The following is a 25128-nucleotide window of genomic DNA, read 5'->3' as shown; positions in this document are numbered from 1 at the left end:
GGGACCTTCGTGGCCGGGGCCCGCATCCGCCCGTTCGGTCGGGGCGCGATGACGTTGGGAGCCGCACTGGTGGTCGCGCCCCCGTGATGGCCGCTACTCGTCGATGACCAGTGAGTCTTTTTCAACCTGAGAGCGCAGGTCACATCCTTGTGCCGGTGTGTGGAAACCACCCATGACAGCAAGAAGCCCTTGGTAGAGGGTGTAACGCGGGTCGAAGTCCCGCCGCTGAATCAGCACCTGCACGACCGTGGGAAAATGCTCGAATGATGCCAGAGCCCGGTGCGAATACCCATCCGCTCGACGAGCATCGCGACCCGTTCCGCGTGGCCCTGGTCCAGGGCTTGGCCGCCGAGGTGGCATCCCACTTCGGCAGCGAACTCACGCGGATGCGGCGAGCAAACGGGTACTCGAACGCGACGTGGGTCGGTGACGGTATCGCCGTGCGGATCACGCATACACCCATCGACATGGCTCGCGAGGTGGCGCTCGTGCGTGCTCTGCCGCGAGAGGTCGGGCACCCAGAGCTCCTCGGGGAGGGCACTACCGAGGGCCACGGCTGGATCGTGACCAAGGAGGTTCGGGGACAGAATCTGCACGAGGCATGGCCGAGACTGACACCTGCGGAGCAACGGCGGGCGGCCTGTCAGCTGTGGGCTCGGGCCCGGATCGTGCACGACGCGAGCCCATCTCTCAAGGCGCATGTCGCATCGCACGGGGGTTTCGTACCGGCGAGGCTCGGCGATGCCACGGCGGCGGCTGGACGCGCCGAGGTCGCGCTAGGACTGTCCAGTGCCCAGCAGTCGCGGCTCCACGAAGTCATCGAGGGCTATTTCCGGGCTGCGTCCGTGGTCGAGCAGGTCGTCAACCACGGCGACCTCGCTCTGATGAACGCCCTATGGGACGGCGAGGTCGTCGCTCTGCTGGACTTTGAGTTCGCCGTGTTCGGTCCGGTCGAGATCGACCTGTGCCGACTGGTATGCGAGGCCCGTGTATCCGAGGACGGTCAGCGCGTTGATTCGGAGGCAGGCGCCGCCGCGGTCGAGATCGCTGCTCGTTACATGGACCCGGTTCATGGTCGCGCGCTCATCCACGGCGCCGCTGTTCTCGACCAGCTCCGTGACCTTGACATCTGGCTCGCCCGCGACAGACCCGAGGAACGAGTCGATGACTGGCGCCCATGTCGCCTGCTCACTGACCTGCTCGATGCCGAGGGCGGTTATCTCGCGCCCCTACTCAGGTAACCGGCTCTTGCACGGTGGCGGATTCAGACCCGACCGCACCCTCGGTCATTCCGCGCCGAGTCGGGCACGAGGGCGTCCAGGGTCCGGTCGTAGCGCAGGTTGGTGTTCCACTCGCTCACGCGGACGAGTATGCCCCGCTTCGGCCGGTGGAAGTGGGCAGGTCGAGGGGGAGTTGCCCGTCGGTGTCGGTCTCGGCGACGGGGGTCTCTCGGCCGGCGTCGCGGGGTGAGCCCGGGTGGTTCAGGCCGTGGCGGGCGGCGATCTCGCGCACCACCGAGGTGACGATGCGCTGGTAGGAGGCGCGGGCGTAGGAACCGCTGCCGTACAGCTCCCGGTACAGCGGCACCAAACGCGGGTGCTCGCGTTCCAGCCACGCCCGGTACCACTCGCGGGCGCCCGGGCGCAGGTGCAGAACGACCGGGGTCAGGCGCTGGGTTCCGGCCTCGGCGATGGCGGCGACGGTGCGTTCGATCTGCTCGACCGAGTCGGTCAGCCCGGGCAGGATCGGCGCCATCAACACCGAACACTTCAACCCCCGGTCGGCCAGGCGGCGCACCACGTCCAGGCGGGCCCGGGGCGCGGGGGTGCCCGGTTCCACGGTGCGCCAGACCTCCTCGTCGACCGAACCCACCGACACCGCCAATCCCACCTCGGTGACGCGGGCGGCCTGTTCGAGCAGGTCGGCGTCGCGCAGGATCAGGGTGCCCTTGGTGAGGATGGAGAAGGGGTTGGCGGCGTCGCGCAGCACGGAGATGATCTGCGGCATCAGCCGGTAGTGCCCCTCGGCCCGCTGGTAGGGATCGGTGTTGGTGCCCATGGCGATGTGCTCGCCCCGCCAGGAGGAACGCGCCAGTTGGGCGCGCAATAGCTCACCGGCGTTGGTCTTGACCAGGATGCGGGTGTCGAAGTCCCGGCCGCTGTCCAGGTCCAGGTACTCGTGGGTGCGTCGGGCGAAGCAGTAGACGCAGGCGTGCGCGCACCCCCGGTACGGATTGATGGTCCACCGGAACATGGGGTCAGCGCCGGGGACGCGGTTGATGATGGAGCGGGCCCGGACCTCGATGGCGACCGGTTCGCCGTCCGCGCCCGCCTGGATGGGGGCGGGGGAGGGGGTGGTGAGCCCGGCCCGGCCGGTGCCTCGGGCCGGTGGTGTGGTGGGTGCTTCGAACAGTGCGGTCTGTCCTGAGTCGCTGTCTTCTCGCAGGTTCTCCCAGCGCATGCCCTGATTCGAACATGTTTTCGAATGGCTGTCCAGTCTTCCGCTAGGGCAAGGCTTCTCGCGGGGGAGGGGGCGGGTTATCCACAGGCGCGAGAGGTCGAGGTGGCGCGGAAGGGCTCGGCCGGTGTCCTATTGATATGGGGGAGCCACGGTCTTCGCCCACTTCGTGCTGCCCACCCCTGGAACGACCACCTCGAACGACGACCCCGCCACCCCGCAGCCCCACCACCCCGGGCATATCGGCGGTTCCGCCGACGCCAGGCCCGGCTAGTCCAGGTGACGCGCCAGGTACGCGCTCGTCCAGCGCCGCATCCCACGTCCCTGAGCGTCCCGGAATCCGGGGATGGCCTCCTCGGGGTCGACCAGGATGAGGGTGTGACCGGCGTCGATGAGTTTGGTCGCCATCGCCGCCGACGTGCGGCGTGCCACCGGCAGTACCTCGTCCACCCGGCTCATGTCGAAGATGACCAGGTCGGTCGAGGGCGGGTTCTGGACCAGTTCGTGCACCAGCGCCTCGATGCTGCTCAGTACCATGTCCCCCTGGAGTACGTAGATCGTGGTCGGCTCCCCTTCCACCGTCTCCTTGCGGATCTCGCGCAGAGCCGAACGCGCCGGACGACCCGGCTCCATCAGGTGCAGGCCCAGGTCTTGGGAGAGCTTCTCCATCATCACCACGCCGCGGGCGCTGTTGCCGTGCTCGTCCAGCCGGGGCGAGAACACCGCCACGCCCACCTGCCCGGGCAGCACCCCGATGATGCCGCCGGCCACGCCGCTCTTGGCGGGGATGCCCACCGAGGTGAGCCAGTCCCCGGCCGCGTCGTACATGCCGCAGGTGGTCATCACGCCCAGCAGGTGCCGGGTGGTCTGGCGGCCGAACAGTGACCGGCCGGTGTTGGGCTGCACTCCGCCGTTGGCCAGGGTCGAGGCCATCAGGGCCAGGTCGCGCACGGTCACCGACGCCGAACACTGGCGGATGTACCCCTCCACGGCGGCGGCCGGGTCCTTGGACAAGCGTTCCGAGGCGTGCAGCAGGTAGGCCAGACCGAGGTTGCGGTCGCCGGTCGCCAGTTCGGAGGCGGCCAACGACTCGTCGATCCGAATCGGCCGCTGGGAGAGTTCGGAGTAGAGCGCGAGCAGCCGGTCCACCGCCGGCGCCGGTTCGTCGTGGATGAGCGCGTGGGTGGCGATGGCCCCGGCGTTGATCATCGGGTTGCGCGGTTTGCCGGTCTCGGGGTCCAAAGAGAGTTCGTTGAAGGCCTCACCGCTGGGCTCCACACCGACACGGCCGAGGATGTCGTCCAGTCCGCGGTCCTCGACGGCCAGCGCGTAGGCGAACGGTTTGGACATCGACTGGATGCTGAACTCATGGTCGCTGTCTCCGCTCGCGTACACGGTGCCGTTGACCGTGCACAGGGCCACCGCCACACGGTCGGGGTCGGCGGCGGCGAGTTCGGGGATGTAGTCGGCCGGGGCTCCGGAATCAACGTGGGCGGTCTGGGTGAGTATGTCGTCCAGGTAGTCCATGATCGGTGAGCGCATCGGGTTCCCCTCGTGGACGCGGTGCCGCCGAGGCACCCCTGGCCGACGAACCCCACGGTAACCACGATCGTGCCCGCGCCCGGGCCGACATGCGCGAACACCCCTTCGGGCCGGCGGCGGTACGGTCGAGACGAGGAGGCGACGGCGATGGGCGACTACCGGGCATGGCGCGGTCCCCGCACGGGGGCGACGCTGTGGCGGGTCCGGACCGGCCCGGGTGACGTGCGCATCCTGCCCGATGCCGTCATGGACCTGATGTGGTCCGACGGCCGCTTTCGGTTCGCCGGCGCGGACACCACCGCCATGGTCTCTGCGGGCGAGGACGGTGCGCTGACCTGGGGGCTGAGACTGGCTCCCGGCGTGGCGTATTCGCTGTTGGGCATTCCCGCCCGTGAGATGACCGACCGACGCTTGGACCTGGACGAACTGACCACGATCCCACCCCGAATCATGGAAGGCGCTTACCCAAATCCGGCCGCGGCACTGGAGGACCTCTACGTGGAGCTATGGCGGCGGGCCGAACCCGATCCGACCGTTCTGGGCCTGGCGACGTCGCTGGACCGCTTCGCCCGGGCCGGACTCGACGTCCCCGACCTCGCACATCGGCACGAGGTGTCCGAACGCACCCTGCGCCGCCTGGGCGACCGTGTCTTCGGGTACGGGCCCAAGACCCTGATCACCATCCACCGTTTCCAGCACGCGCTCCACCTGGCGCGCTCCGGTACGACGCTGGCCCAGGCGTCGACCGCGGCCGGCTACGCCGACCAGTCCCACCTCAACCGCGACGTGCGACGTCTGGCCGGAACGACCCCCGGAGATCTCCTGGGCTGAGGCCGGCCGATTCCTCCAAGACGGTCGGCCTCGCGCGTGACACCGTCGACGACATGAGCATCGACATCGACCAGGCGACCTCGTTCATGACGGCCCACGCACGTGTACTGGATCGACGCCGCTTCGCCCTGCTCACCGGCGAGGCCACCGCCCGCGACCGGCGGGCCGTCCTCGCCGCGCTGGAGGGCTACCGCAACGACGACGGCGGCTACGGCTGGGGGATCGAGCCGGACCTGCGTGCACCCGAGAGCCAACCGGCCGGAGCCCTGCACGCGCTGGAGGTCATCGCCGAAGCCGGCCCCACCACCACGCCCGCGACCCTGGGGCTGCTCGACTGGTTGGACTCGGTGACCCTGCCCGACGGCGGCCTGCCCTTCGCGTTGCCCGTCGCCGATCCGACCGCGTGCGCGCCCTTCTGGGTCGAGGCCGACCCTCGGGTGTCGTCGTTGCAGATCACCGCGGCGGTCGCGGCCCAGGCCCACCGCGTGGGGCGATTCGACGCCGAGGCGAGTACGCATCCCTGGACCGCGCGGGCGACGAAGTACTGCCTGGAAGCGATCGACCGAATCGAGGAGGCCCCGTTCGCCTATGTCCTGTTGTTCGCGCTGGGGTTCCTCGACGTCGCCGCGCACACCCATCCCCAGGCGCGTGAGCAGCTGGTGCGTCTGGGACGGTTCGTTCCCGCCGATGGGGCGCTTCCGGTCGAGGGAGGTGCCGAAGGTGAAACGCTCCATCTGCTGGACCTGGCGCCCTTGCCCGAACACTCGATGCGCGATGTCGTCAAGGCCACCGCCGTCACCCGTGACCTGGATCGGTTGGAGCGGGGGCAGCGCCCCGACGGGGGTTGGGCCGTCGATTTTTCGAGTCATTCCGAGGCCGCGGCCCTGGAGTGGCGCGGGTACACGACCGTCTCCGCGGTGGCGATCCTTCGAGCCAACGGTCGATGATCCGCGAGCACGCCAGAAGGTTCTCCGCTGCACCGATGGTCATGGTTCGGCCGGTCCGAGGTTCCGGGTCTGGGCCGGCAGGTGACCCAAGACGCGTTCGACCGTTTCCATCGGGAGAGGGGAGATGACGGCGAGCCGGGTCCGTCCCGGTGCCGGGTGGGATGGGTTCGGGGACGAGAGGTCCAACCGGTGCGGGGTCGCCGAACGAGAGCGTTCCCCCGCTTCCTATTGATCGCCCCTTGACGATATGATCGCCGAATGACGATCAATCAGGCGGGTTGTTCCCCCTCCACCGGCGCCGCGGAAGCGCTCTTCCACAGTCTCTCCGACGGCACTCGACTGGCGATCGTGCGTCGTCTGGCCGAGGGGGAGGCCCGGGTCGCGGACCTGGTCGACCAGCTCGGTCTGGCCCAGTCCACCATCTCCAAGCACGTGTCCTGCCTGCGTGACTGTGCCCTGGTCGAGGGGCGCCCGGAGGGACGCCAGGTGTTCTACTCCTTGACCCGACCCGAACTCCTCGCCGTGCTCTCGGCCGCCGAACACCTGCTGGAGGCCACCGGTAACGCCGTGGCCCTGTGCCCCACGTACGGCACCGATTCGGGGAGTGAGACCGATGAGTGACGCCTGCTGCGCCGCCGAACCATCTCGCGGGGCCGAGGTCGCCGATCAAGGCGCGCCCACGACCCTGTGGGGCACGAGCGAGATCCGGTTCGCGATGGCGGCGGCCCTGCCCTTGGCCGCCGGGTACGCCCTGTCCTGGTTCGACGGCCCGCTCTGGGCCGTGGTGACGCTCCAGGTGGTGGCGCTGGCGGTGGCCGGATGGACCTTCGTGCCGGCCACGCTGCGCCGACTGGTGACCCCCGGCCCCTTTCGGGAGCGGATCGGTGTGGGCACCCTGATGACCATCGCCGCCGTGGGCGCGGTCCTGCTCGGAGAGGTCGGGGAAGCGGCCCTGCTGGCCTTCCTCTACACCGTGGCGGAAGGGCTGGAGGAGTATTCGGTCGCCCGCACCCGCCAGGGACTGCGTTCCCTGCTGAAACTGGTACCCGCCCGTGCCACCGTGGTGCGCCAGGGACGTGAACGGGAAGTGGACCCTGCCGACCTGCGCCTGGGCGACTCCCTCTTGGTCCGGCCGGGCGAACGCCTGGCCACCGATGGTCGGGTCGTCGCGGGCCACAGCACCCTGGACACCTCCACCGTGACCGGCGAATCCATCCCGGTGGAGGTCGGACCGGGTGGCGAGGTGTTCGCCGGGACGGTCAACGGCACCGGCGCCTTGGAGGTCACCGTCACGGCCACGGCTCAGGACAACTCCCTGGCGCGACTGGTGCGGATCGTGGAGACCGAGCAGGCCCGAAAGGGTGCGGGGCAGCGCCTGGCCGATCGGGTCGCCCGTCCTCTGGTGCCGGGGGTCATGATCGCGGCCGTGCTCATCGCCGGCCTCGGAGCGCTGTGGGGCGACCCGGCCGTGTGGTTCGAACGCGCCTTGGTGGTGCTGGTGGCCGCCTCGCCGTGCGCGCTGGCGATATCGGTTCCGGTGACGGTGGTCTCGGCGGTGGGCGCGGCCACCCGACGCGGGGTCCTCATCAAGGGCGGCGCCGCCTTGGAGGCGTTGGGCCGGGTCCGGACCGTGGCCTTGGACAAGACCGGGACGCTGACTCGAAACCGGCCCTCGATCGTCGAGGTCGTCGCGATCGAGGGGCGTGGAGCGGCGGAGGTGTTGGCGGCGGCCGCGGCATTGGAGGCACGCAGCGAACACCCGCTGGCCGCGGCGATCCTCGCCGAGGTTCGTGACCCGGCCCCGGCCTGGGACGTGGTGGCCGTACCCGGTGCCGGACTCACCGGCCGATGGAACGGGGGCGCGCTCCGGTTGGGTCGGCCCGGTTGGATCGAGGCGGGCGCGTTGGCGCCGCAGGTGGGACGGTTGCGCGAGTGCGGTGCGACCGTGGTGCTGGTGGAGGAGGACGGGGACGTGCTGGGAGCGGTGGCGGTCCGTGACGAGTTGCGTCCCGAGGCCGGGGAGGTGGTCTCGGCGCTGCGGGAGGCGGGTTATGAGGTCGCGGTGCTGACGGGAGACCATCGGGTGACGGCCCGGGCCTTGGCGACCGAGGCGGGGATCGAGGTGGTGCACGCCGACCTGCGTCCGCGGGACAAGGCGCGGGTGGTGGCCGAACTTCCGGGACCGGTGGCGATGGTGGGGGACGGGGTCAACGACGCCCCGGCACTGGCCCGCGCTGAGGTGGGCGTGGCGATGGGGGCGATGGGCGCCGACGTCGCCGTGGAGACCGCGGACGTGGCGTTGATGGGCGAGGACCTGCGGCACCTGCCGCAGGCGTTGGCGCACGCGCGTCGGGCGCGGGTGATCATGTGGCAGAGCGTGGGGCTGTCCCTGGCCATCATCGTGGGCTTGATGCCTCTGGCGCTGTGGGGCGTGTTGGGGTTGGCGGCGGTGGTGCTGGTGCACGAGTTGGCCGAGGTGGTCGTGGTGGCCAACGGGGTGCGGGCCGGACGAGGTGGCCTTCGCCAGGTCCGGGTTCCGGTCGTGTCCGGGAGCCCTGGCATGGCCGCCGCTTTCGAACGTTGAACCGCTTCTGCCCGAGGGATAGGGTCCGAGTTCGCGAGTCGGAACGGAGCGCGCATGACCAAGAGGCACCCGGGCGGTGGGTTCGCTCGGATCAGGCGGGCGGTGTTCGCCCGTCACTCCAACCCGTGGAGCGCTTGGAGTCGGTGGGCCACCATCCCGCTGGTCCTGCTTCCGGTGTGGACACGAAGTCGAGGCCAGGCCGCGGCCGTGGCCGTTTGGTTCGTGCTCAACCCGGTGATCTTTCCTCGTCCCGTCCATGACGGGGCGTGGTCGACACGGGCGATGCTCGGTGAGGAGCGGTGGATGCTCGACCGTCCCCGGGACGCGGCCCTGGCGGTCAACGCCGGGGCGACGGTCGCCGCCGTGGTCGCGTTGGTCGGGGCCTGGTACCGTCGCCCGCTGCCCACCGGGGCGGCCTGCGCGGCGCAGATGGCGCTCACACTCGTGTACTGGGAGCAGATGGCCTGCTACCACGACCGTGCCCTGGAACGGGGCGACCTCGCGGGGTAGCGGAGGAGCCCATCACCAGGATCGGACGGCGCCCGGGGCGTCTGCACGCCCGTCTTCCGGGCCACGGTGCGCCGGCGCATGGCGTCGGTGTGCACCGTGGTGGTGACGATCCGTGGAGCCTTCGGCTCAGGCGGGGCGATGGCCCAGGGCGCGCAGGAGGTAGGGCAGGAGGCGGTCGGCGATGTCGCCGCCGGGGTCGTGGCCCTGGTCGGCCGGCAGGAGGAAGGTGTGGCTGACCATCGGCCCGATGACCATCTCGGCGACCACGAGCGGGTCATCGACCGGGGGGATCTCCTCGCGGTGTACGGCGCGCTCCAGCAGGGCCAAGACCCGATCCTGCAAGGGCAGGACGAAGGCGTCGAACAGGACGTCGGCCAGCGCCCGGTTGTGGGCGGCCTCGCCCAGGACGGCGCGCAGGAGGAGTCCGGAGGATCCCTGGAGGGCGGCGGCCTTGTCGTGCAGGAGGGCGCCCATGTCGCCGGGCAGGGCGCCGGTGTCGCGGTCGGGTCCCAGGTTCTCGGCCCAGGCTTGGGCGGCTCCCACGACCAGGTCCTGTTTGGAACGCCAGCGGCGGTAGAGGGTGGCGGTGGAGACACCGGCGCGTCGTGCGACGGCGGCGGTGGTCAGGCCGCTGTAGCCGTTGAGGGTGAGTTCGGCGAGGGTGGCGTCCATCAGCGCGCGGTCCCGGCCGGCGTCGCGGGGCCGGCCTCGGGGGGCGGCCGGTGCGGTCGTGTCGGGCAGATGGTCCGTGGTCATGGGATGAATCCTAGCTGCCGACACCTGGTGAAAACGAAACGTTTTCGTTTAGTATCCAGGGCATGGCTGACACCGAGACTCCCCAACCCCTGACGTTGACCACCGAGATCCCGCCGGTGGTGGCGCGTCTGCGATCCACCTTCGACAGCGGCCGGACCAAACCGATCTCCTGGCGGCGCGCCCAACTGCGGGCGTTGCGTCGGATGCTCACCGAGGAGCGTCCCACCTGGGAGAAGGCCCTGAAAGACGATCTGGGCAAGCCGGCCCTGGAGGCGCACACCACCGAGATCGGGTACGTGGTCAACGAGATCGACCACACCCTGAAGCACCTGGCGTCGTGGCTGCGGCCCAAACGGGTGGGGGTGCCGATGTCGTTGGCGCCGGCCAAGGCGCGGTGGGTGCGTGAACCGTTGGGCACGGTGCTGATCATCAGCCCGTGGAACTACCCGGTGAACCTGGCGTTGGCGCCGTTGGTGGGAGCGATCGCGGCGGGCAACACCGCGGTGCTCAAGCCCAGTGAGCTGTCCCCGGCCACCTCGCGTGTGATGACCGATCTGCTGCCGCGCTATCTGGACACGGAGGCCGTGGCGGTGGTCGAGGGCGGGGTGCCCGAGAGCACCGCTCTGCTGGAGGAGCGGTTCGACCACATCTTCTACACCGGGAACTCGGCGGTGGCGCGGATCGTGATGGCGGCCGCGGTCAAGCACCTGACACCGGTGACGTTGGAGCTCGGCGGCAAGAGCCCGGCTGTGGTGGAGCCGGGTGTGGACCTGGCCACGACGGCGCGGCGTCTGGCGTGGGGCAAGTTCACCAACGCCGGGCAGACCTGTGTGGCCCCGGACTACGTGTTGGCCATCGGGGACACCGCGCAGGGGCTACAGCGTGAGTTGGCGGCGGCGATCACCGAGATGTTCGGGTCCGATCCCCAGGCCAGCCCCGACTACGGGCGCATCGTCAACGAGCGGCACTTCGACCGGCTCAGCGCGCTGCTGGACAGCGGTGAGGTGGTCGCCGGTGGGCGCGGCGAGCGCGAGTCGTTGTACATGGAGCCCACGGTGCTGGGCGGGGTGGACCCCGACAGTCCGGTGATGGCCGAGGAGATCTTCGGTCCGATCCTGCCGGTGATCACGGTGCCGGACCTGGACGCGGCGATCCGGTTCGTCAAGGAACGGGACAAGCCGTTGGCGCTGTACGGGTTCACCGACTCGGAGGCCACCAAGCGGCGGTTGATCACCGAGACGTCCTCGGGCGGGGTGGGCTTCGGGTTGCCGATCGCCCACCTGGCCGTGCCGGACCTGCCCTTCGGCGGTGTGGGTGAGAGCGGGATGGGCGCCTACCACGCGGAGGCCTCCATCGACACGTTCTCGCACGTCAAGCCGGTGTTGGACAAGTCCTTGGCGCTGGACACGATGCGGATGGCCTACGCCCCCATCTCGCAGTTCAAGGAGAAGGTGATCCGCCGGATCTCCTGACGTGGCGCCGCCGACCGGGTGCGGTCCGAACACGAGGGGGAACCGCGTGTTCGGGCCACCGTGCGTTACCTCTCCTCGATCAGTCCAGGGAGCGGGCGTCGGAGTAGGCGGATCCGGACTCGACCTCGGAACCCATCATCTCGTCGACGGTCACGAACTCGTAGCCGTCCTCGGAGAGGGTGTCCAGCACGTCGGGGATGGCGTCGACGGTGGTCTCGTGGATGTCGTGGAAGAGCAGGACGCTGCCCTCGTCGGTCTCCTCGGCGGCGATGTCCACGGTGGTCTCGGGGTCACGGTGCTGCCAGTCGAGGGTGTCGACGTCCCACAGCAGCATGGGCTTGTCGATGGTCTCGCGGGCGGTGTCGCTGAGGGAGCCGTAGGGCGGCCGCATGGTGGTGGGCATCTGGCCGGTGACGTCCTTGATGGCCTTGTCGGTGCGGTCGAGGTCTTCCTTGATCTCGCCGGCCGAGAGGTCGGCCAGGTCGGCGTGGTCCCAGGTGTGGTTGCCGACCTCGTGGTCCTCATCGACCATGCGCTCGACCTCTTCGGTGTAGGAGTCGAGTTTGGAGCCCAAGAGGTAGAAGGTGGCCTTGGCGTCGTTCTCGTCGAGGATGTCGAGGAGTTCGTCGGTGTACCGGCCGGGGCCGTCGTCGAAGGTCAGGGCCACGCACTTGACGTTGTCGCAGTCGGGCGTGGTGCGTTCGGTCTCGGCGGCCGCGGGGAGGGTGGTCAGGGACAGAAGCCCGGTAGTGGCCAGTACCCCGCCAACGGCGGCCCTATGCATCAAAGAGGTAACGTTCACGCGCCGAAATGTATGCGAAGTTTCGCGTGGGGGCAAAGGTAAGGCCAGTTCAGGGCCTTGGAGTGAGCAAGGACTCCCTGCCCCGCCGGCGGGAACGGCATCCGGGTTCGCCCGCGCACACGGGGATGCCAGGACCGGCCCGGCACACGAAAAGGGCCGGGGCGTGGTCCACGCTCCGGCCCCCTTCGACCCCCGATCAATTCAGTCGAGCGTCGGTGACGACCTCGCCGGCCTCCATACCGTCCAACCCGAACAGGTCCTTGACCGTCACGAAGTGGTAGCCCTCCTTGTGCAGGCCCGCCAGCACGTCCGGGATGGCGTCCACACTGGACTTGTGGATGTCGTGGAAGAGCACCACACTGCCCGCCTGAGTCCCCTTCAGGGCGTGCTTGGAGACGGCCTTGGTGTCGCGGCTCTGCCAGTCCATGGTGTCCACGTCCCACAGGATGAGCGGGTGGGCGGTGGCGCTGCGCACGGTGGCGTTGAGCGATCCGTAGGGCGGGCGCATGGTCACCGGGGCCTGGCCGGTGACCTCCTCGATGGCGTCGTCGGTGCGCTGCAGGTCCTTTCGGATGGCCTCGTCGGACATGGTGGCCAGGTCGTCGTGCTTCCAGGTGTGGTTGGCGACCTCGTGTCCTTCGGCGGCGGTGCGCTCGACCACGTCGGGGAACTCGCCCACCAGCGAGCCCAGGACGTAGAAGGTGGCCTTGGCCTGGTAGTCGTCCAGGCTGTCCAACAGGGCCTCGGTGTGTTCGCCGGGGCCGTCGTCGAAGGTCAGGGCCACACACTTGGCCTGGGCGCAGTCCAGGGTGGTGCCTTCGGTGCCGGCCTCGGGCCCCAGATCCAGGCTCTCGGGTGAGGCGTTGCCGTGGACGGCCGCGTCGCGGGCCTGATAGCCGAGTTCGGACAGGTTCTCCTCGGCCGCCTCGGCTTCGATGGGCACCAGGAGCTCGTCGTCTCCTTTGGCCCCGGGCACCTGGTCGGGGTCCATGCGTACGGCCAGACCACCGGCGGTGCTGAAGGCCAGGTCGGCCAGTGGCGAGTCGGCCCAGGCGTGGGCCACCTCTTGGGACTGTTCCGGGTCGGTGAGGTCGGCCTCCCCCGGAGGAAGGGCCGCACGTTCGTCCTCGTCGCCTTCGTCGCCCTCGTCGTCCTTGTCGGAACGGTCGGAGTCGGAGGCGTTGTCCTCGGCGGCGTCGGGACCGTCGGAGGAGCCGGTCGGGGCCGACTGCTCCTTGGTGTCGCGGCCCTCGCCCTCTTGGTCCTCGGTCTCCTGGGTCTGCTGTTCCTGTGCCAGCGCCTCGGCGTAGGCGGTGACCTCGCCGAGTGGGGCGGGCAGTTCCTCTGTGGTCAGCTCGTACTCCTCGCGTAGGACGTCGGCCAGGTCCACGTGGGCCTGGACCAGGGCCTGTTCGTCGCGGAACAGGGAGGTCCAGGCCAGCGTCAGCCCGCCTTCGGCGTCGTACCAGAGCGTGGAGGACTCGGGGCCCTGCGCGGTGGAATCGACGACGTTGAGGCGTAGCCCGATGACGTCGGCGGAAGCGGCCAGCAGTTCGGTGTCCTGGCGGAGTTCAGGGTTGCGGCCCTCGGGTGCCTCCTCCAGGAAGGCGGTCTGACGTTCGGCCATGGCGGTGCGCACCTGGATCGAAAGCGGGTGCGACTCACCCAGTACCGGATAGCGGTAGCCCACCGTGCTGTCGTCCGTTTCCACGGACACGGTGCGTGTGTGCAGCTCCGGTAGGTCGGCGGAGATGAATCCGATGGCTTCGGCGTAGGGCTCGGCTGTGTCCGCCGCCTGGCAACCGGGGAGCAGAAGCAGCCCCAGGGCGCTACAGACGGTGACTTTTCGTCGCAGTGAGGTGTCAACCACGGGGGGACCATATCGAAGGCGAGGGTCCGAAAGTGGGACGCAGGGCGACCTTTATGTTTCAAAGAGTAATAAATCGCCCCATGTTGGGTGGAAAGAGAACTTCGGTGGCCCGGCACGCGTCCGGGCGTGTCGAGCCACCGAGCGAAGGACCTACTCCGTCACGGCCGCGGCCACCAGGTGGCGCAACTGCTCCAATGTCGGCGCGTGCTCGTCCGGGCGCGCGGTCCGGGGCAGGTGCACGTGGCCCGAACGCGCCCCGGCGCCGGTCCGGTCGCGCAACACGGTGTTGCGGTAGGCGATCTCGTTGGACAGGTAGTCTCCGCCGCCGCCGGATCGGGCCCGCGAACCCTCGCTGGGGCCCAGCGGGCGCACCACCGCTTCGTCCTCATCGGCCGCCACCTCGGTGACCTCGGTGTTGGCCACCGCGGTGAAGGGGCCCGGAGCGGCGCCCACCATGCGCTCCACCGGCAGGGACGAACGCGTCCACTGCGGCCCCGGCCCCTCCGGCAAGGGGACCGGCCCGGTGCGGCCCACCCCGACGTTGTCCAGGCCGCCGCCGCGCCAGGCGCCGTTGAACACCTCCAGGTCGAAACGCTCGGGACGACCACGGCTGAGGGTCAGCACGGCGTCGACGACCCCGTGCCGGGTAGCCAGCGCGTCCTCCACCAGACCGTGGGCGAAGTCGTCCCAGCGCACGGGGAAGAGCGCGGAGCGCACCACCGCGGTGCGCTCGCCCACGGGGAAGGTCCAGCCGTGCAGGTCCAGGGCGGCGGCGCCGGAGGGGTTGGAGCACTCCAGGTCATCGTCCAGCTGGAAGGGGTCGAAGCCGGTCACGACCACGCGCACCCACCGGTCGCCCGGTGGGAACTCCAGGTCGGTGATGCCGCGGGAGGTGCGTTCCCACAGGCGTAGGAGTTCGGCGTGGTCCCGCGGGTCCAGGTCGAAGGAGGGGTTCCAGGAACGCAGACGGGCCGAGAGGGTGAGCCTGGCCCAGTACAGGGGCCGGTCGTCCACGGGGCCGCTGGTGGGGGTGCGGGTGGCCTCGGTCCACAGGCGGGAGGCATGGGAGGTGACCACCTCCCGGGCCTGTTCGTAGGTGGCGGCGTCGCGCAGGTCGGCGTTGAAGAGAGGATCGGCGGCGTCGAAGCCGGACCGGGCCAGTGACCTTCTGGGGAAGGGCAGGCGGGCGCGGTCCTCTTCGAGGGTGGTGGCGTGGTGCACGGGGGTGGTCTGTCTTCGTTGGGGACGGGGCCGCCGAGTCTAACGTTCGCCGGTGACGAAAAAGCCGTGAACGCCCGTGGGGCGGTGCGAGAGTGACGATGGGTCTGGTTTGTGCGGCTCGGAGTTGGCAAGGTGTGAGGTGTCCTTCGTCCCTCTCAACGGAGAGAGCAACTCTGATGACCAACGGTTCTCTACCCGACACGCAGGTTCTCGCCGATCGTGCGCGGGCCGCTTTGGAACGGTGCGGTGTGACCCATCTGCCCGAGCCGGTCGGGGCGAGCGGGCGTGCCCGCACACCGATCACCGGGCAGGACCTGTTCGACGTGGAGTTCGATACCCCCGACAGCGCCGAACGGGCCGTGACCGAGGCCGCCGAAACCTTCGCCGCCACCTGGCGTGACACCCCCGCGCCCGAGCGCGGCAAGTTGGTGCACCGCCTGGGTGAGCTGCTGCGTGAACACAAGGGGGACCTGGCCGAGCTGGTGACCATCGAGGCGGGCAAGATCCGCTCCGAGGCGCTGGGCGAGGTGCAGGAGATGATCGACATCTGCGACTTCGCGGTGGGGTTGTCGCGCCAGCTGTACGGGCGGACCATGCCCTCGGAGCGGCCCGGGCACCGGTTGATGGAGACCTGGCACCCCTTGGGGGTGGTGGGGGTGATCACGGCGTTCAACTTCCCGGTGGCGGTGTGGTCGTGGAACACCTGTGTGGCCTTGGTGTGCGGCGACACGGTGGTGTGGAAGCCCTCGGAGGCGACCTCGTTGACGGGACTGGCCTGCCACGGGTTGTTGATGCGCGCGGCCGCGGACGTGGGCGCCCCGGAGCAGGTGCACCGGGTGGTGTTGGGCGGCGCCGAGGTCGGCGCGGTGCTGGTGGAGGACGCCCGGGTGGCGTTGGTGTCGGCGACCGGGTCCACGGCGATGGGTCGTATGGTGGCGCCGAAGGTGGCGGCTCGGATGGGTCGTTACCTGTTGGAGCTGGGCGGTAACAACGCCGCGGTGGTGGGGCCCTCGGCCGACCTGGACCTGGTGGTGCGCGGGAGTGTGTTCTCGGCCGCGGGCACGGCCGGTCAGCGGTGCACGACGTTGCGCCGGTTGATCGTGCACGAGGACGTGGTCGACGCGGTGTGCGAGCGGGTGGTGGACGCCTATACCCAGCTGCGCGATCGCATCGGCGACCCGTATCAGGAGTCGACGCTGGTGGGTCCGTTGGTGGGCGAGCGCGGCCACAAATCGATGGTCTCGGCGCTGGAGCGGGCCCAGGGCGATGGCGGGCAGGTGCTGGTGGGCGGTGGTCGCCGGCTGGAGGAGGAGGCCGGCGACGCCTTCTACGTGGAGCCGGCCGTGGTGCGCATGCCCGCCCAGACCGAGGTGGTGCGTGAGGAGACCTTCGCGCCGATCCTGTACGTGATGTCCTACCGCACCTTCGAGGAGGCGGTGGAGTTGCACAACGGGGTGCCGCAGGGGCTGTCCTCGGCGATCTTCACGCAGGACCAGGCCGAGGCCGAGCGTTTCCTGTCGGCGGCCGGGGCCGACTGCGGGATCGTCAACGTCAACATCGGTACCTCGGGGGCCGAGATCGGTGGGGCGTTCGGTGGGGAGAAGGACACCGGTGGGGGCCGCGAGTCGGGTTCGGACTCGTGGAAGGCCTACATGAGGCGGGCCACCAACACCGTCAACTACGGCGGTGAGCTGCCCTTGGCCCAGGGCGTGGAGTTCCTGTGAGGTGATCGGTGGGGCCCGTGCCCTGACGGGTGCGGGCCCCACCGGGCCGCTCGTGTTCGCCCGGCACGACACGGACCAAAATAGTCGTGCCCAATAGTGTTGTGCACAACCGATTTTCTGTTAGCGTGACACATGAACGACGAGACGCGCACCGCGGGGAGGGGACATGGGTGGTACCGACGAGGGGGATCCCCTCGCTCTGGACAACCAGCTGTGCTTCGCCCTCTACACCGCGTCCCGGGCCCTGACCGGGCTCTACCGGGAGATCCTGACCGACCTGGAACTGACCTACCCGCAGTACCTGGTGATACTGGTGCTGTGGGAACGGGGGACGTTGCCGGTCAAGGAACTGGGACTGGCGCTGAGCCTGGACACCGGGACGCTCTCGCCCCTGTTGCGTCGGATGGAGGGGGCGGGACTGCTCACCCGCAGACGCGGACCCGAGGACGAGCGCATCGTCCACGTCGGTCTCACCGACGAGGGTGAGCGCCTGCGAGAGAGTGCCGAGGGGATTCCCCACCGTGTCCTGTGCGCCACCGACCTGCCCGAGGGCAAGGTCGAGGACCTGCGTGCGCTGCTCGACCATGTCACCCGTTCGGTGACCGCTCAGGCGGAGGACCGAACCACACCGCGAACGGGGCCGGGCGCGCGGCTCGACCCCTGAGGAAGGGACAAGTCATGGCTTTCCAGAAGATGTACACCGCCAGCGCCACCGTCACCGGCGAGGGCCGCAAGGGATCGGGCAAGACCGACGACGGCCGCCTGTCGGTGGACCTGTCGGTGCCCAAGGGCGTGGGCGGCGACGACGGCCCGGGCACCAACCCCGAGCAGCTCTTCGCCGTCGGCTACGCGGCCTGCTTCCACGGCGCCCTGAAGAAGGTCGCCGGTCAGACCAAGGCCGACGTGTCCGGCTCCAGCATCGACTCCCAGGTCACCCTGGGCAAGGACGAGGGCCTGGACCTGGTGGTCGACCTGGTCGTGAACCTGCCGAACCTGTCGCAGGCGGACGCCGACAAGCTGGTCGAGGACGCCCACCAGGTGTGCCCCTACTCGCGCGCCACCCGCGGCAACATCGAGGTCAACCTGACCGCGAAGACCGCCTGAGCGTAGCCGGATTCCACGCGGGGCCGTACCCACCGAGTGTGGGTGCGGCCCCGTTCGCGTGCGCCCGGTTCCAGGTGTGCCCGTACCGTCACGGCGGCGTTCGGGTCGACGGACTCAGAGCGGGCGTTCCGTCGGCGACATCGGTTCAGTTCTCCTCGGCGGGGGCCAGGGCGCCCAGGACGCGGGCGGCCTGCCCGGCCGGGGTGTCGGGGTCAGGGCGATGATCGGGGTGAACGCCCACACGCAGGTGCACCCGCTCAGGGGTGAAGTCGATGCGCAGGTCGAAGAAGGCGCAGCACTGATGTTCGGCCGCAGCGAGTTCGGCCAACCGCCCCGCCCGTTCCCAGGGCAGACTCCAGGAACTGCCGTGTGAGCGCGGTGTACGGGTGGCCTCGGTCAGGAGATCGCGCCAGGCGTCCAAACGAGTCTCGTGCTCACCCGCCTCCAGCAGGCACATGGTGTCGCCGGTATCGACCAGGGGCAGGAGACGCGGATGCCCGGTCCGCTCCGATGGGGTCGGGTCGGTCAGGAAGGTGCAGCCCGGATCGCATGGGGCGTCGCGGTCCGGGAGCCGACGTAGGCGGGCGTGGGCGGTGCGCAGCATCGCCTGGAAGTCTTTCAGCTCGGCGGCTCGGGCGCGGGCCTGGTCCAGGCGCTGTTCCAGCCGTGGGCTCAGCGCGGCCTTGACATGTGAGCACGGGTGGGCCGCCCATAGGGCGGTGAGCTCGCCGATCTCGTCCAGGTCCAGCCCCAGACGTTTGGCGGTGGTGACGAAGGCCAACCGATCGAGGGCGCGTTCGTCGTAGAGGCGGTACCCGGCCGGGGAGCGCTGTGCCGGGAGCAGTCCGCGCTCTTCGTAGTAGCGCAGGGTGGTGGCCGCCACGCCGGAACGTTCGGCCAGTTCGGAGATCCGCATCATCACCATGCGCGCACGGTAGACCTTCGAGTCGACTCCAAGGTCAAGCGCACGGGCGTGAGCGTGGGGACGCCTCGGGGCGCGGTGGTGTGGGCGTCGACGGCCCTCAGCCGCGGCGCTCGTCTTGGCCCCGTTGTTCGGGACGGGCGCGCAGGTGGGCCTTCTCGCCCTGGGCACCGAAGAGGCTGAGGAACTCCACCGCGTGGTTGTCGGCGGCGCCGAACCAATGGGGGACACGGGTGTCGAACTCGGCGGCCTCACCGGTGCCCAGGACGAGATCGTGTTCGCCCAGGACCAGGCGCAGACGTCCGTTGAGGACGTAGAGCCACTCGTAGCCCTCATGGACCTGGGGGTCGGGTTCGCGGCGTCCGGGGTCGGCCGACAGCACCATCTTGTACGCCTGGATGCCGCCGGGGCGGCGGGTCAGGGGGATCATCGTCATCCCCCCGCGGGTGGTGGGGCGCATGTGCACGCGCGGGTCGCCGGTGGGAGGCGCGTCGACGAGTTCGTCGAGGGTGACGCCGTAGGCGCGGGCCAAGGGCAGCAGGAGTTCGAGGGTGGGCCTGCGTTCACCGGTCTCCAACCGGGACAGCGTGCTGACCGAGATGCCGGTGGTGGTGGACAGGTCGGCCAGAGTGATGCGGCGTTGGGTGCGCAGGGCGCGCAGGCGGGGCCCGACGGTGCCCAGGGCCTGGTCGAGGTCGTGGTCCATCCACATATTTTGCCATGACGGCAACAGAACTTGTCAACTGCTGGGCGCGGGTCGCACTGTGGATCGTAGGAGGTGGTCCACGGTGGACGCACAGGTCGAGGACTTCTACGAGGTGTTGGTGATCGGCGGCGGTGCCGCGGGGCTGAGCGGGGCGCTCACCCTGGCCCGCGCCCGGCGATCGGTGCTGGTGGTGGACGCGGGAGAGCCGCGCAACGCCCCGGCGGCCGGGGTGCACGGTCTGCTGGGTTTGGAGGGCACGCCCCCGGGCGAGCTGCTGGAACGGGGACGGGCCGAGGCGCGCTCCTACGGGGCGCACGTGATGCGGGGGCGGGTGCGTTCGGTCGAGGGTGAGGCGGGCGCGTTCGAGGCGCTCTTGGAGGACGGGCGCACGGTGCGGGCCGCCCGGGTGCTGGTGGCCACCGGGCTGGTCGACGAGCTGCCCGACGTTCCCGGGCTGGCCGAGCGCTGGGGCCGCGACGTACTGCACTGCCCCTACTGCCACGGGTGGGAGGTACGGGACGAACCCATCGGTGTGCTGGCCACGGGTCCGATGTCGGTGCACCAGGCCCTGATGTTCAGCCAGTGGAGCGCGGACGTGGTCTTCTTCGCGAACGGGACGGCGGTGGAGACCGAACAGGCCGAGCGACTGGCCGTGCGCGGTATCGAGGTGATCGAGGACCCGGTGGCCGGGGTGGAGACGGTCGACGACGCCCTGGCCGGGGTACGTCTGGTCGGGGGAGAGCTGGTGGAGCGTCGGGCCCTGGCCGTGGCCGGCCGAATGGTGGCCCGGGTGGACTTCCTGGCCCCGCTGGGTCTGGCACCGGTGGCCCACCCCATGGGGGTGGGCGAGAACCTGCCGGTGGACGCCATGGGCCGCGCCGCGGTGGCGGGGGTATGGGTGGCGGGCAACGCCACCGACGTGTCCGCTCAGGTGGGGGCCTCGGGTGCGGCCGGGACCTTCGCGGCGGCGCAGATCAACGCCGACCTCATCAACGGTGAGATCGACCGGGCCCTGGCCGATCGGCGTCCCTTCTCGGCCGCGGCCGAGCGTGAGGTGGCCGCGCGAGCCGGGCAGGGCCGCGGACTGTGAACAACGACGATGGGGGCATGAACATGGCGGGCGAGTTCGACCGGGGGTTCTGGGAGGAGCGCTACCGCTCGGGGGCCCATGACCACGGGCACGGCGGCCCGGGTGAGCCCAACCCGCAGCTGGTGGCCGCCGCCGGCGAAGTGGAACCGGGCCGGGCCTTGGAGGTCGGTGCGGGGCTGGGCGCCGACAGTCTGTGGCTGGCCCGGCACGGCTGGGAGGTCACCGCGGTGGACATCTCGGCCAACGCGCTGGAGCGGGCCCGGGCGTTGGTGCAACGGGCCGACGCCGAGGCGGCGTCCCGTATCCGGTGGGTGAGGGCCGACGCCATGGCCTTGGAGCCGCACCTGAGCGGTTTCGACTTGGTCACCAGCCACTACGCCCACCCCGAGGGGCCCTTCGCGAGGCTGGTGGAACACCTGGCCGCACGGGTCGAGCCGGGTGGGCGGCTGCTCATCGTGGGCCACGATCCCTCCGACGCCCACGGTCATGCCCCGCACGCCGGCCACGGGCACGCCCACGTGGTGCCCGAGGAGGTGGCGGCGGTACTGGAAACCGACCGGTGGCGGGTACTGGTGGCCGAGCCGCGTTCGCGCACGCGTCGCCGTGGTGATGGCTGCGAGGTGACCATGACCGACGCGGTGGTGCTGGCTCGCCGCGACGACTGATGGGCATGGGGTCCTCCTTCCCTCCCGAATCGAAGGAGGACCCTCTCGGGACTGTTCACAGGGCCCGGTAGGCCGCCAGGCGACGCTCGAAGATCAGGTCCACCGGGTGGGCGAAGACGCGGGAGCGCTCCTGCACCATCACCAACTGTCGGGTCCCCGGGCTCAGCAGGGCGGTGACGGCGTGGGCGAAGGCCTCCGGGTCCAACAGGGGATCGGCTCCCAGGACCAAGGGGCGACGGACGGACTGTTCCAGCCGGGCCCAGCCGCGCTGTTCGTCCCAGGTCAGCAGGACGTCGTCGTGGTCGGGTCCGTCCAGACGCAACAGGGCGCCGCGGGTGTCGCTCCGTTGCAGGTGGCTCTCGGGGAAGTGGACCCGCGGGGCGTGGTCGACCTCCTTGCGCAACCGTTCGGCGCACGCGTGCACGTAGGCGTGGTGGTTGAGCGGCCAGGGAGTGGTGTTGGCGTCCACGTATAGCAGACGGGACGAGGGTGGGGTCATGGTCACCTGTCGGACTCCTGTTCGGAAGCGTCCCCATCGGGGATGCGAGGGCCGGACAGGACGGTGAAGAGCACCGTGACGGCGTATCCGGAGTGGTGGCCGCGCAGGGTCACCACACGTTCGCGGCCCTGGGCGCGTTCGCGCCTGGACTCGGTGGGCGCGTGCAGGAGGTCGCGCCAGCGGGAGACGACCCCGTCGGGGCCGAACAGTGAGGAGGCCAGGCCACCGCCGTGCACGGCGGCGTAGTGGACGGTGGTCAGCCCGTGGGTGTCGGTGACACACGTGGTCAGGGCCGGCCACAGCCCGGGGTCTGCCTCGATCAGGGCGGCCACGTCGCGAGCGCACGCGGTCAGTCTGCGAGGCCCGGAGACGGAGGGTTCGACCGGTCGGGCCGATTTGCGCTTAGGAAGGGCTTGAAGTCTTTCGGTTGTGGGAAGTGTATTCATGGGGCACCACCTTTCAGCGGTGTCTGTGATCCGTGCTCTTGGCCGATTCGGGATTCGCGTACGGCATTTTCGACGTACTCGTTGAGTGATTCGCACGTGATTCTACGAATCCATTTCTTTGGTCCAATCTTCACCGACTGGAGTTCTTCGCTGTAGCAGAGGTCGTAGACCACACGCTCTGATACGTCGAGGATTTGGGCGGCTTTGCGGACACTGACCAGGAGCTTTTTCTGCTCGATGACGCGGAATTCCCGCGGTTCGGTCATAGCGTGAACCTAGCAATCGCAGTGAAGTGTGTACAGGGTGCGCCTTGAGTGAACACGGCCTGATAACTCCCAAATGTCAGGAATCGGGACCAGGGTCCCTCCGGTTCTTCCCCTTCGAAGACCTCTCCATACTCTGCGAGCCCTTGCACCCTTTGATTGAGGGGTGAACATGGCCGGAGTTTAAAATGGAGGAAGATTTTTTCGGTCGACGAACACACGCTCGCGACGGCCGGGAGAGTACAACACCAGCGGGGGCGGCGTCTCGAAGACGCCGCCCCCGCTCGCGGTGTGATTCAGGCCGCCGCGCGCAAAGGCAACAGCCGGTCCAGCAGATCCTCCAACGTCACCAACCCCACCAGGGCGCCTTCGCGATCACGGACCAGGCACAGGTGGGACCGGCCCTCGCGCATCACGCTCAGGGCGGCCGACACGGGGGTGTGCGCGGGAAGTGACAGCAGCGGGCGCATCAGATCGGCGGCACGGGTCCCGGGAGTGCTGGTCAGGGCCTCACGCACGTGCAGCTTCCCCACGGGCTCGCCGTGGTCGGTGACGACCAGACGCAGGTGCCCGGTGTCACGGGCCACCGCGAGGATCCGGTCCAGGTCCGCGTCCAGGGGCACCTGGGCGATCTCCTCACCGGGGGTGAGCGCCTCGCTCAGCGGTCGGGCCTCGGCCTCCAGGACGGTGATGACGCGGTCGCGCCGTTCGGCGTCCAGGGTGCCGGCGTCGGCGGAGTGTTCGACCAACTCGCGCACGGCGTCGGGTCCGCGCCCGGAGGGCAGGGCCTCCAAGGGATCGACCCCCACCAGACGCAGACACCGGTCGGCGGCGCCGTTGAAGACCAGGAGCGGGGGACGGAACAGCACCATGAACATCCGCATGGGTACGGCCGTGACGATGACCGCTCGCTCGGCGTTGCCGATGGCCCAGGACTTGGGGGCCATCTCGCCCACGACCAGGTGGAGGAAGGAGACGATCAGCAGGGCCAGGGTGAAGGAGACCGCGGTGGCCACCGCCGGCGGCAGGGCCCCTTCCAACAGGGGTTCCAGGGTGTGGTGCACGGCGGGTTTGGACACCGAACCCAGGGCCAGGGTGGCCAGGGTGATGCCGAACTGGGTGCCGGAGATCAGCAGGGAGACCCGCAGCAGGGAGACCCGGCGCATGCCGTGCAGCGCCACCCGGGCGGCGGCGCTGTCGCGTGCGGCCTCCTCCAAGCGGTGGCGGCGCACCGCGACCAGGGAGAACTGCACCACCACGAAGAACGCGCTCAGGGAGATGAACAGGACGGTCAGGGCCAGGACCAGGAACGGGCTCAGTTCGCTCATACGGCGGCTCCCTCGGTCACGTCCAGGCACAGGGTGAGGCGTTCGGGGACGTGGTGGCGGACGGTATCGACGTGGATGGTCAGCTCGACGCGGGGCGCCTGCTCCTCGCCCACCGGTGAGGGAAGGACCAGGTGGACGCGGTCACCGGGGCGGGGCAACCGGTGCAGGGCGTGGACGACCAGGCCGCCCAGCGTCTCGTAGCGTCCGTGGGGCAGAAGGCGGTCCAACAGGTGCTCGGCCTGGTCGATGTGCAGTGAGCCGGGGACGCTGTGGACGCGTCCGTCGTCCTGGGAGGTACAGGGCACCCGGTGCGGGGTGTGTTCGTCGGCGATCTCTCCGACGAGTTCCTCGGCCAGGTCCTCGGTGGTGATGACGCCGGCCAGTCCGCCGTACTCGTCGACCACGCAGGCCATCTCCTCGTCGGCCACGCGCAGGGCGTGCAGCGTGGCGGGCAGGTCCAGCGAGTAGGGCACCAGGACGGAGGTGCGGGCGACCCGACCGACCGTGACCTCGTCACGTCGCGCCGGGTCCATGGCCAACACGTCGCGCAGGCACACCACGCCCACCACGTCGGTGTCGTCGAGGACGGGGAAGCGGGAGCGTCCGTGCGCCATGAGCCGGACCACGTGGGCCAGGGGTTGGTCGGCGTGGACGGTGATGGTCCGTGCCCGCGGGGTCATGGCCTGTTCGGCGGTGCGTTCGGAGAAGTCCAGGGCGCGGGAGAGACGGTCGTAGATCTGTTCGGGCAGGTCCCCGGTGCGGCGGGACTCGGCCAGGATGTGCTTGAGGTCGCCCGCGGTGGCGGCGTCGTCCACGTCGTGGACCGGTTCGACGCGCATCAGGTGCAGCAGCGCGGTGGCGGAGCGGTCGAAGATCCAGATGAGCCATCCGAACAATGCCAGGTAGGCGCGGGTGCTCAGGGCCAGGGCGCGGGCCACCGGCGCCGGGTGGGTGATGGCCAGGTTCTTGGGCAAGAGCTCACCGAAGACCATCTGGACGATGGTGGCGAACAGCAACGCCAAGGTGGTGCCGAGGGCCAGGCCGGTGCCGTGGGGCAGCCCGGCCTCCTCCAGGAGCAGGCCCAGGCCGGTGCCGATCATGGGTTCGGCGACGAAGCCGACGACGAGGGTGGTGACGATGATGCCGAACTGGGCCCCGGAGAGGGTGAAGGAGGTGCGGTCGGTGATGGCGCGTACGCGTCGCCATCGCGGGTCGCCGGCGCTCGCCCCGGCGCGTACCTGTGAGCGGTCCACGGCGGTGTAGGCGAACTGTTGGGCGACGAAGTAGCCGGTGCCGATGGTGACCACGATGGCCACGAACATACCCAGCAGGATGTCTCCGATGGTGTTCAGCACGGCTTCTCCCGGTGGGGGAGGTGGGGGGTGGACC

At 69.8% G+C, this 25128-nt stretch carries 25 protein-coding genes; 12 read left to right on the top strand and 13 right to left on the bottom strand.

All coding sequences use genetic code 11. The features are described 5' to 3' along the window. Positions 1–263 precede the first annotated feature (263 nt). Positions 264–1241, top strand: coding sequence for a phosphotransferase family protein (locus BQ8420_RS28860; protein ID WP_087103244.1), 978 nt, complete (start codon positions 264–266; stop codon positions 1239–1241). A 115-nt stretch (positions 1242–1356) separates the two neighbouring features. On the opposite strand, the gene BQ8420_RS28855 is transcribed toward BQ8420_RS28860, so the two are convergent. Continuing rightward, complete coding sequence (locus BQ8420_RS28855) at positions 1357–2460, bottom strand: Rv2578c family radical SAM protein (protein ID WP_087103242.1); 1104 nt, start codon at positions 2458–2460, stop codon at positions 1357–1359. 267 nt (positions 2461–2727) lie between these two features. Then, complete coding sequence (gene glsA, locus BQ8420_RS28850; protein WP_087103240.1) at positions 2728–3999, bottom strand: glutaminase A; 1272 nt, start codon at positions 3997–3999, stop codon at positions 2728–2730. A gap of 147 nt (positions 4000–4146) precedes the next feature. Between glsA and BQ8420_RS28845 the strand changes: the two genes are divergently transcribed. The 5 genes from BQ8420_RS28845 to BQ8420_RS28825 all read left to right on the top strand — a co-directional run bounded on the left by BQ8420_RS28845 (position 4147) and on the right by BQ8420_RS28825 (position 8871). After that, positions 4147–4830, top strand: a complete 684-nt coding sequence (locus BQ8420_RS28845; protein ID WP_087103238.1) for a helix-turn-helix transcriptional regulator — start codon at positions 4147–4149, stop codon at positions 4828–4830. 53 nt (positions 4831–4883) lie between these two features. Next, positions 4884–5777 (top strand): hypothetical protein, encoded by an 894-nt coding sequence (locus BQ8420_RS28840; RefSeq protein ID WP_087103235.1) that lies wholly within the window; start codon positions 4884–4886, stop codon positions 5775–5777. A 258-nt stretch (positions 5778–6035) separates the two neighbouring features. Continuing rightward, positions 6036–6398: a helix-turn-helix transcriptional regulator gene (locus BQ8420_RS28835; protein WP_087103233.1), complete on the top strand. Its 363-nt coding sequence runs from the start codon at positions 6036–6038 to the stop codon at positions 6396–6398. Then, a complete protein-coding gene (locus BQ8420_RS28830; protein ID WP_087103231.1) occupies positions 6391–8361 on the top strand; it encodes a cation-translocating P-type ATPase in 1971 nt (656 codons plus the stop codon). Before BQ8420_RS28835 ends, BQ8420_RS28830 begins: the two co-directional genes overlap by 8 nt. A 54-nt stretch (positions 8362–8415) precedes the next feature. Beyond that, the gene (locus BQ8420_RS28825) at positions 8416–8871 is read left to right on the top strand and encodes a DUF6653 family protein (protein WP_200816139.1); all 456 of its coding nucleotides are present in this window, start codon (positions 8416–8418) and stop codon (positions 8869–8871) included. 126 nt (positions 8872–8997) lie between these two features. Here the strand turns inward: BQ8420_RS28825 and BQ8420_RS28820 are convergent, their stop codons facing one another. After that, positions 8998–9627 carry a TetR/AcrR family transcriptional regulator gene (locus BQ8420_RS28820; protein ID WP_200816138.1) on the bottom strand — a complete coding sequence of 210 codons (630 nt, stop codon included), beginning with the start codon at positions 9625–9627 and terminating at the stop codon, positions 8998–9000. Between the two features lie 62 nt (positions 9628–9689). Here BQ8420_RS28820 and BQ8420_RS28815 point away from each other — a divergent pair, with 62 nt between their 5' ends. Continuing rightward, a complete protein-coding gene (locus tag BQ8420_RS28815) occupies positions 9690–11099 on the top strand; it encodes an aldehyde dehydrogenase family protein (RefSeq protein WP_200816137.1) in 1410 nt (469 codons plus the stop codon). 79 nt (positions 11100–11178) lie between these two features. On the opposite strand, the gene BQ8420_RS28810 is transcribed toward BQ8420_RS28815, so the two are convergent. The 3 genes from BQ8420_RS28810 to BQ8420_RS28800 all read right to left on the bottom strand — a co-directional run bounded on the left by BQ8420_RS28810 (position 11179) and on the right by BQ8420_RS28800 (position 14992). Then, the gene (locus BQ8420_RS28810) at positions 11179–11901 is read right to left on the bottom strand and encodes a polysaccharide deacetylase family protein (RefSeq protein ID WP_369825557.1); all 723 of its coding nucleotides are present in this window, start codon (positions 11899–11901) and stop codon (positions 11179–11181) included. Between the two features lie 196 nt (positions 11902–12097). Continuing rightward, positions 12098–13771: a polysaccharide deacetylase family protein gene (locus BQ8420_RS28805; RefSeq protein ID WP_087103226.1), complete on the bottom strand. Its 1674-nt coding sequence runs from the start codon at positions 13769–13771 to the stop codon at positions 12098–12100. A gap of 150 nt (positions 13772–13921) precedes the next feature. After that, positions 13922–14992 (bottom strand): pyroglutamyl peptidase, encoded by a 1071-nt coding sequence (locus BQ8420_RS28800; RefSeq protein WP_087103223.1) that lies wholly within the window; start codon positions 14990–14992, stop codon positions 13922–13924. Between the two features lie 176 nt (positions 14993–15168). On the opposite strand from BQ8420_RS28800, the gene BQ8420_RS28795 reads away from it, so the two are divergent. The 3 genes from BQ8420_RS28795 (at position 15169) to BQ8420_RS28785 (ending at position 17820) form a co-directional block, all read left to right on the top strand. Further along, entirely contained in the window at positions 15169–16716 is a 1548-nt protein-coding gene (locus tag BQ8420_RS28795) for an aldehyde dehydrogenase family protein (RefSeq protein ID WP_087103221.1), read from the top strand. A gap of 166 nt (positions 16717–16882) precedes the next feature. Next, complete coding sequence (locus BQ8420_RS28790) at positions 16883–17380, top strand: MarR family winged helix-turn-helix transcriptional regulator (protein ID WP_087103219.1); 498 nt, start codon at positions 16883–16885, stop codon at positions 17378–17380. Positions 17381–17394: 14 nt separating this feature from the next. Further along, complete coding sequence (locus BQ8420_RS28785; protein WP_087103217.1) at positions 17395–17820, top strand: organic hydroperoxide resistance protein; 426 nt, start codon at positions 17395–17397, stop codon at positions 17818–17820. Between the two features lie 145 nt (positions 17821–17965). Here BQ8420_RS28785 and BQ8420_RS28780 read toward each other — a convergent pair whose 3' ends face one another. Then, on the bottom strand, positions 17966–18745 hold the full coding sequence (locus BQ8420_RS28780; protein WP_087103215.1) for a MerR family transcriptional regulator: 780 nt from the start codon (positions 18743–18745) through the stop codon (positions 17966–17968). A gap of 97 nt (positions 18746–18842) precedes the next feature. Beyond that, positions 18843–19448, bottom strand: coding sequence for a helix-turn-helix domain-containing protein (locus BQ8420_RS28775; RefSeq protein ID WP_087103268.1), 606 nt, complete (start codon positions 19446–19448; stop codon positions 18843–18845). An 82-nt stretch (positions 19449–19530) separates the two neighbouring features. Here BQ8420_RS28775 and BQ8420_RS28770 point away from each other — a divergent pair, with 82 nt between their 5' ends. Together BQ8420_RS28770 and BQ8420_RS28765 are read left to right on the top strand one after the other, a co-directional pair. Next, positions 19531–20538, top strand: a complete 1008-nt coding sequence (locus BQ8420_RS28770; protein ID WP_235006551.1) for an NAD(P)/FAD-dependent oxidoreductase — start codon at positions 19531–19533, stop codon at positions 20536–20538. A 17-nt stretch (positions 20539–20555) separates the two neighbouring features. Further along, entirely contained in the window at positions 20556–21203 is a 648-nt protein-coding gene (locus BQ8420_RS28765) for a bifunctional 2-polyprenyl-6-hydroxyphenol methylase/3-demethylubiquinol 3-O-methyltransferase UbiG (RefSeq protein ID WP_235006550.1), read from the top strand. Positions 21204–21258: 55 nt separating this feature from the next. Here the strand turns inward: BQ8420_RS28765 and BQ8420_RS28760 are convergent, their stop codons facing one another. From BQ8420_RS28760 to BQ8420_RS28740, 5 genes are all read right to left on the bottom strand, one after another. Then, the gene (locus BQ8420_RS28760; protein WP_087103212.1) at positions 21259–21702 is read right to left on the bottom strand and encodes a DUF6292 family protein; all 444 of its coding nucleotides are present in this window, start codon (positions 21700–21702) and stop codon (positions 21259–21261) included. 2 nt (positions 21703–21704) lie between these two features. Next, entirely contained in the window at positions 21705–22148 is a 444-nt protein-coding gene (locus tag BQ8420_RS28755) for a hypothetical protein (RefSeq protein ID WP_143847647.1), read from the bottom strand. Beyond that, positions 22145–22414 (bottom strand): helix-turn-helix domain-containing protein, encoded by a 270-nt coding sequence (locus BQ8420_RS28750; protein ID WP_087103208.1) that lies wholly within the window; start codon positions 22412–22414, stop codon positions 22145–22147. The genes BQ8420_RS28755 and BQ8420_RS28750 overlap by 4 nt, the downstream gene beginning before the upstream one ends. A gap of 293 nt (positions 22415–22707) precedes the next feature. Further along, complete coding sequence (locus tag BQ8420_RS28745) at positions 22708–23739, bottom strand: CNNM domain-containing protein (RefSeq protein ID WP_087103206.1); 1032 nt, start codon at positions 23737–23739, stop codon at positions 22708–22710. Continuing rightward, positions 23736–25128 (bottom strand): hemolysin family protein (locus BQ8420_RS28740; RefSeq protein WP_369825556.1); only part of this gene is annotated, 1393 nt, incomplete at its 5' end. The genes BQ8420_RS28745 and BQ8420_RS28740, both read right to left, overlap by 4 nt.

Origin of the sequence: Nocardiopsis sp. JB363 (genome assembly GCF_900143625.1) — a bacterium.
Lineage (GTDB): Bacteria > Actinomycetota > Actinomycetes > Streptosporangiales > Streptosporangiaceae > Nocardiopsis.
The sequence above is the reverse complement of the archived record's forward strand: the minus strand, read 5'-3'. Positions and strand labels throughout refer to the sequence as shown.

Excerpts from the sequence above, each read along its gene's own strand:
- BQ8420_RS28790 (WP_087103219.1), top strand. The coding sequence starts at position 16,883 with ATGGGTGGTACCGACGAGGGGGATCCCCTCGCTCTGGACAACCAGCTG.
- BQ8420_RS28845 (WP_087103238.1), top strand. The coding sequence starts at position 4,147 with ATGGGCGACTACCGGGCATGGCGCGGTCCCCGCACGGGGGCGACGCTG.
- BQ8420_RS28785 (WP_087103217.1), top strand. The coding sequence starts at position 17,395 with ATGGCTTTCCAGAAGATGTACACCGCCAGCGCCACCGTCACCGGCGAG.
- BQ8420_RS28840 (WP_087103235.1), top strand. The coding sequence starts at position 4,884 with ATGAGCATCGACATCGACCAGGCGACCTCGTTCATGACGGCCCACGCA.
- BQ8420_RS28860 (WP_087103244.1), top strand. The coding sequence starts at position 264 with ATGATGCCAGAGCCCGGTGCGAATACCCATCCGCTCGACGAGCATCGC.
- BQ8420_RS28835 (WP_087103233.1), top strand. The coding sequence starts at position 6,036 with ATGACGATCAATCAGGCGGGTTGTTCCCCCTCCACCGGCGCCGCGGAA.
- BQ8420_RS28775 (WP_087103268.1), bottom strand. The coding sequence starts at position 19,448 with ATGGACCACGACCTCGACCAGGCCCTGGGCACCGTCGGGCCCCGCCTG.
- BQ8420_RS28825 (WP_200816139.1), top strand. The coding sequence starts at position 8,416 with ATGACCAAGAGGCACCCGGGCGGTGGGTTCGCTCGGATCAGGCGGGCG.
- BQ8420_RS28815 (WP_200816137.1), top strand. The coding sequence starts at position 9,690 with ATGGCTGACACCGAGACTCCCCAACCCCTGACGTTGACCACCGAGATC.
- BQ8420_RS28750 (WP_087103208.1), bottom strand. The coding sequence starts at position 22,414 with ATGACCGAACCGCGGGAATTCCGCGTCATCGAGCAGAAAAAGCTCCTG.
- BQ8420_RS28765 (WP_235006550.1), top strand. The coding sequence starts at position 20,556 with ATGAACATGGCGGGCGAGTTCGACCGGGGGTTCTGGGAGGAGCGCTAC.
- BQ8420_RS28795 (WP_087103221.1), top strand. The coding sequence starts at position 15,169 with ATGACCAACGGTTCTCTACCCGACACGCAGGTTCTCGCCGATCGTGCG.
- BQ8420_RS28760 (WP_087103212.1), bottom strand. The coding sequence starts at position 21,702 with ATGACCCCACCCTCGTCCCGTCTGCTATACGTGGACGCCAACACCACT.
- BQ8420_RS28745 (WP_087103206.1), bottom strand. The coding sequence starts at position 23,739 with ATGAGCGAACTGAGCCCGTTCCTGGTCCTGGCCCTGACCGTCCTGTTC.
- BQ8420_RS28820 (WP_200816138.1), bottom strand. The coding sequence starts at position 9,627 with ATGACCACGGACCATCTGCCCGACACGACCGCACCGGCCGCCCCCCGA.
- BQ8420_RS28755 (WP_143847647.1), bottom strand. The coding sequence starts at position 22,148 with ATGAATACACTTCCCACAACCGAAAGACTTCAAGCCCTTCCTAAGCGC.
- BQ8420_RS28780 (WP_087103215.1), bottom strand. The coding sequence starts at position 18,745 with ATGGTGATGATGCGGATCTCCGAACTGGCCGAACGTTCCGGCGTGGCG.
- glsA (WP_087103240.1), bottom strand. The coding sequence starts at position 3,999 with ATGCGCTCACCGATCATGGACTACCTGGACGACATACTCACCCAGACC.
- BQ8420_RS28855 (WP_087103242.1), bottom strand. The coding sequence starts at position 2,460 with ATGCGCTGGGAGAACCTGCGAGAAGACAGCGACTCAGGACAGACCGCA.
- BQ8420_RS28830 (WP_087103231.1), top strand. The coding sequence starts at position 6,391 with ATGAGTGACGCCTGCTGCGCCGCCGAACCATCTCGCGGGGCCGAGGTC.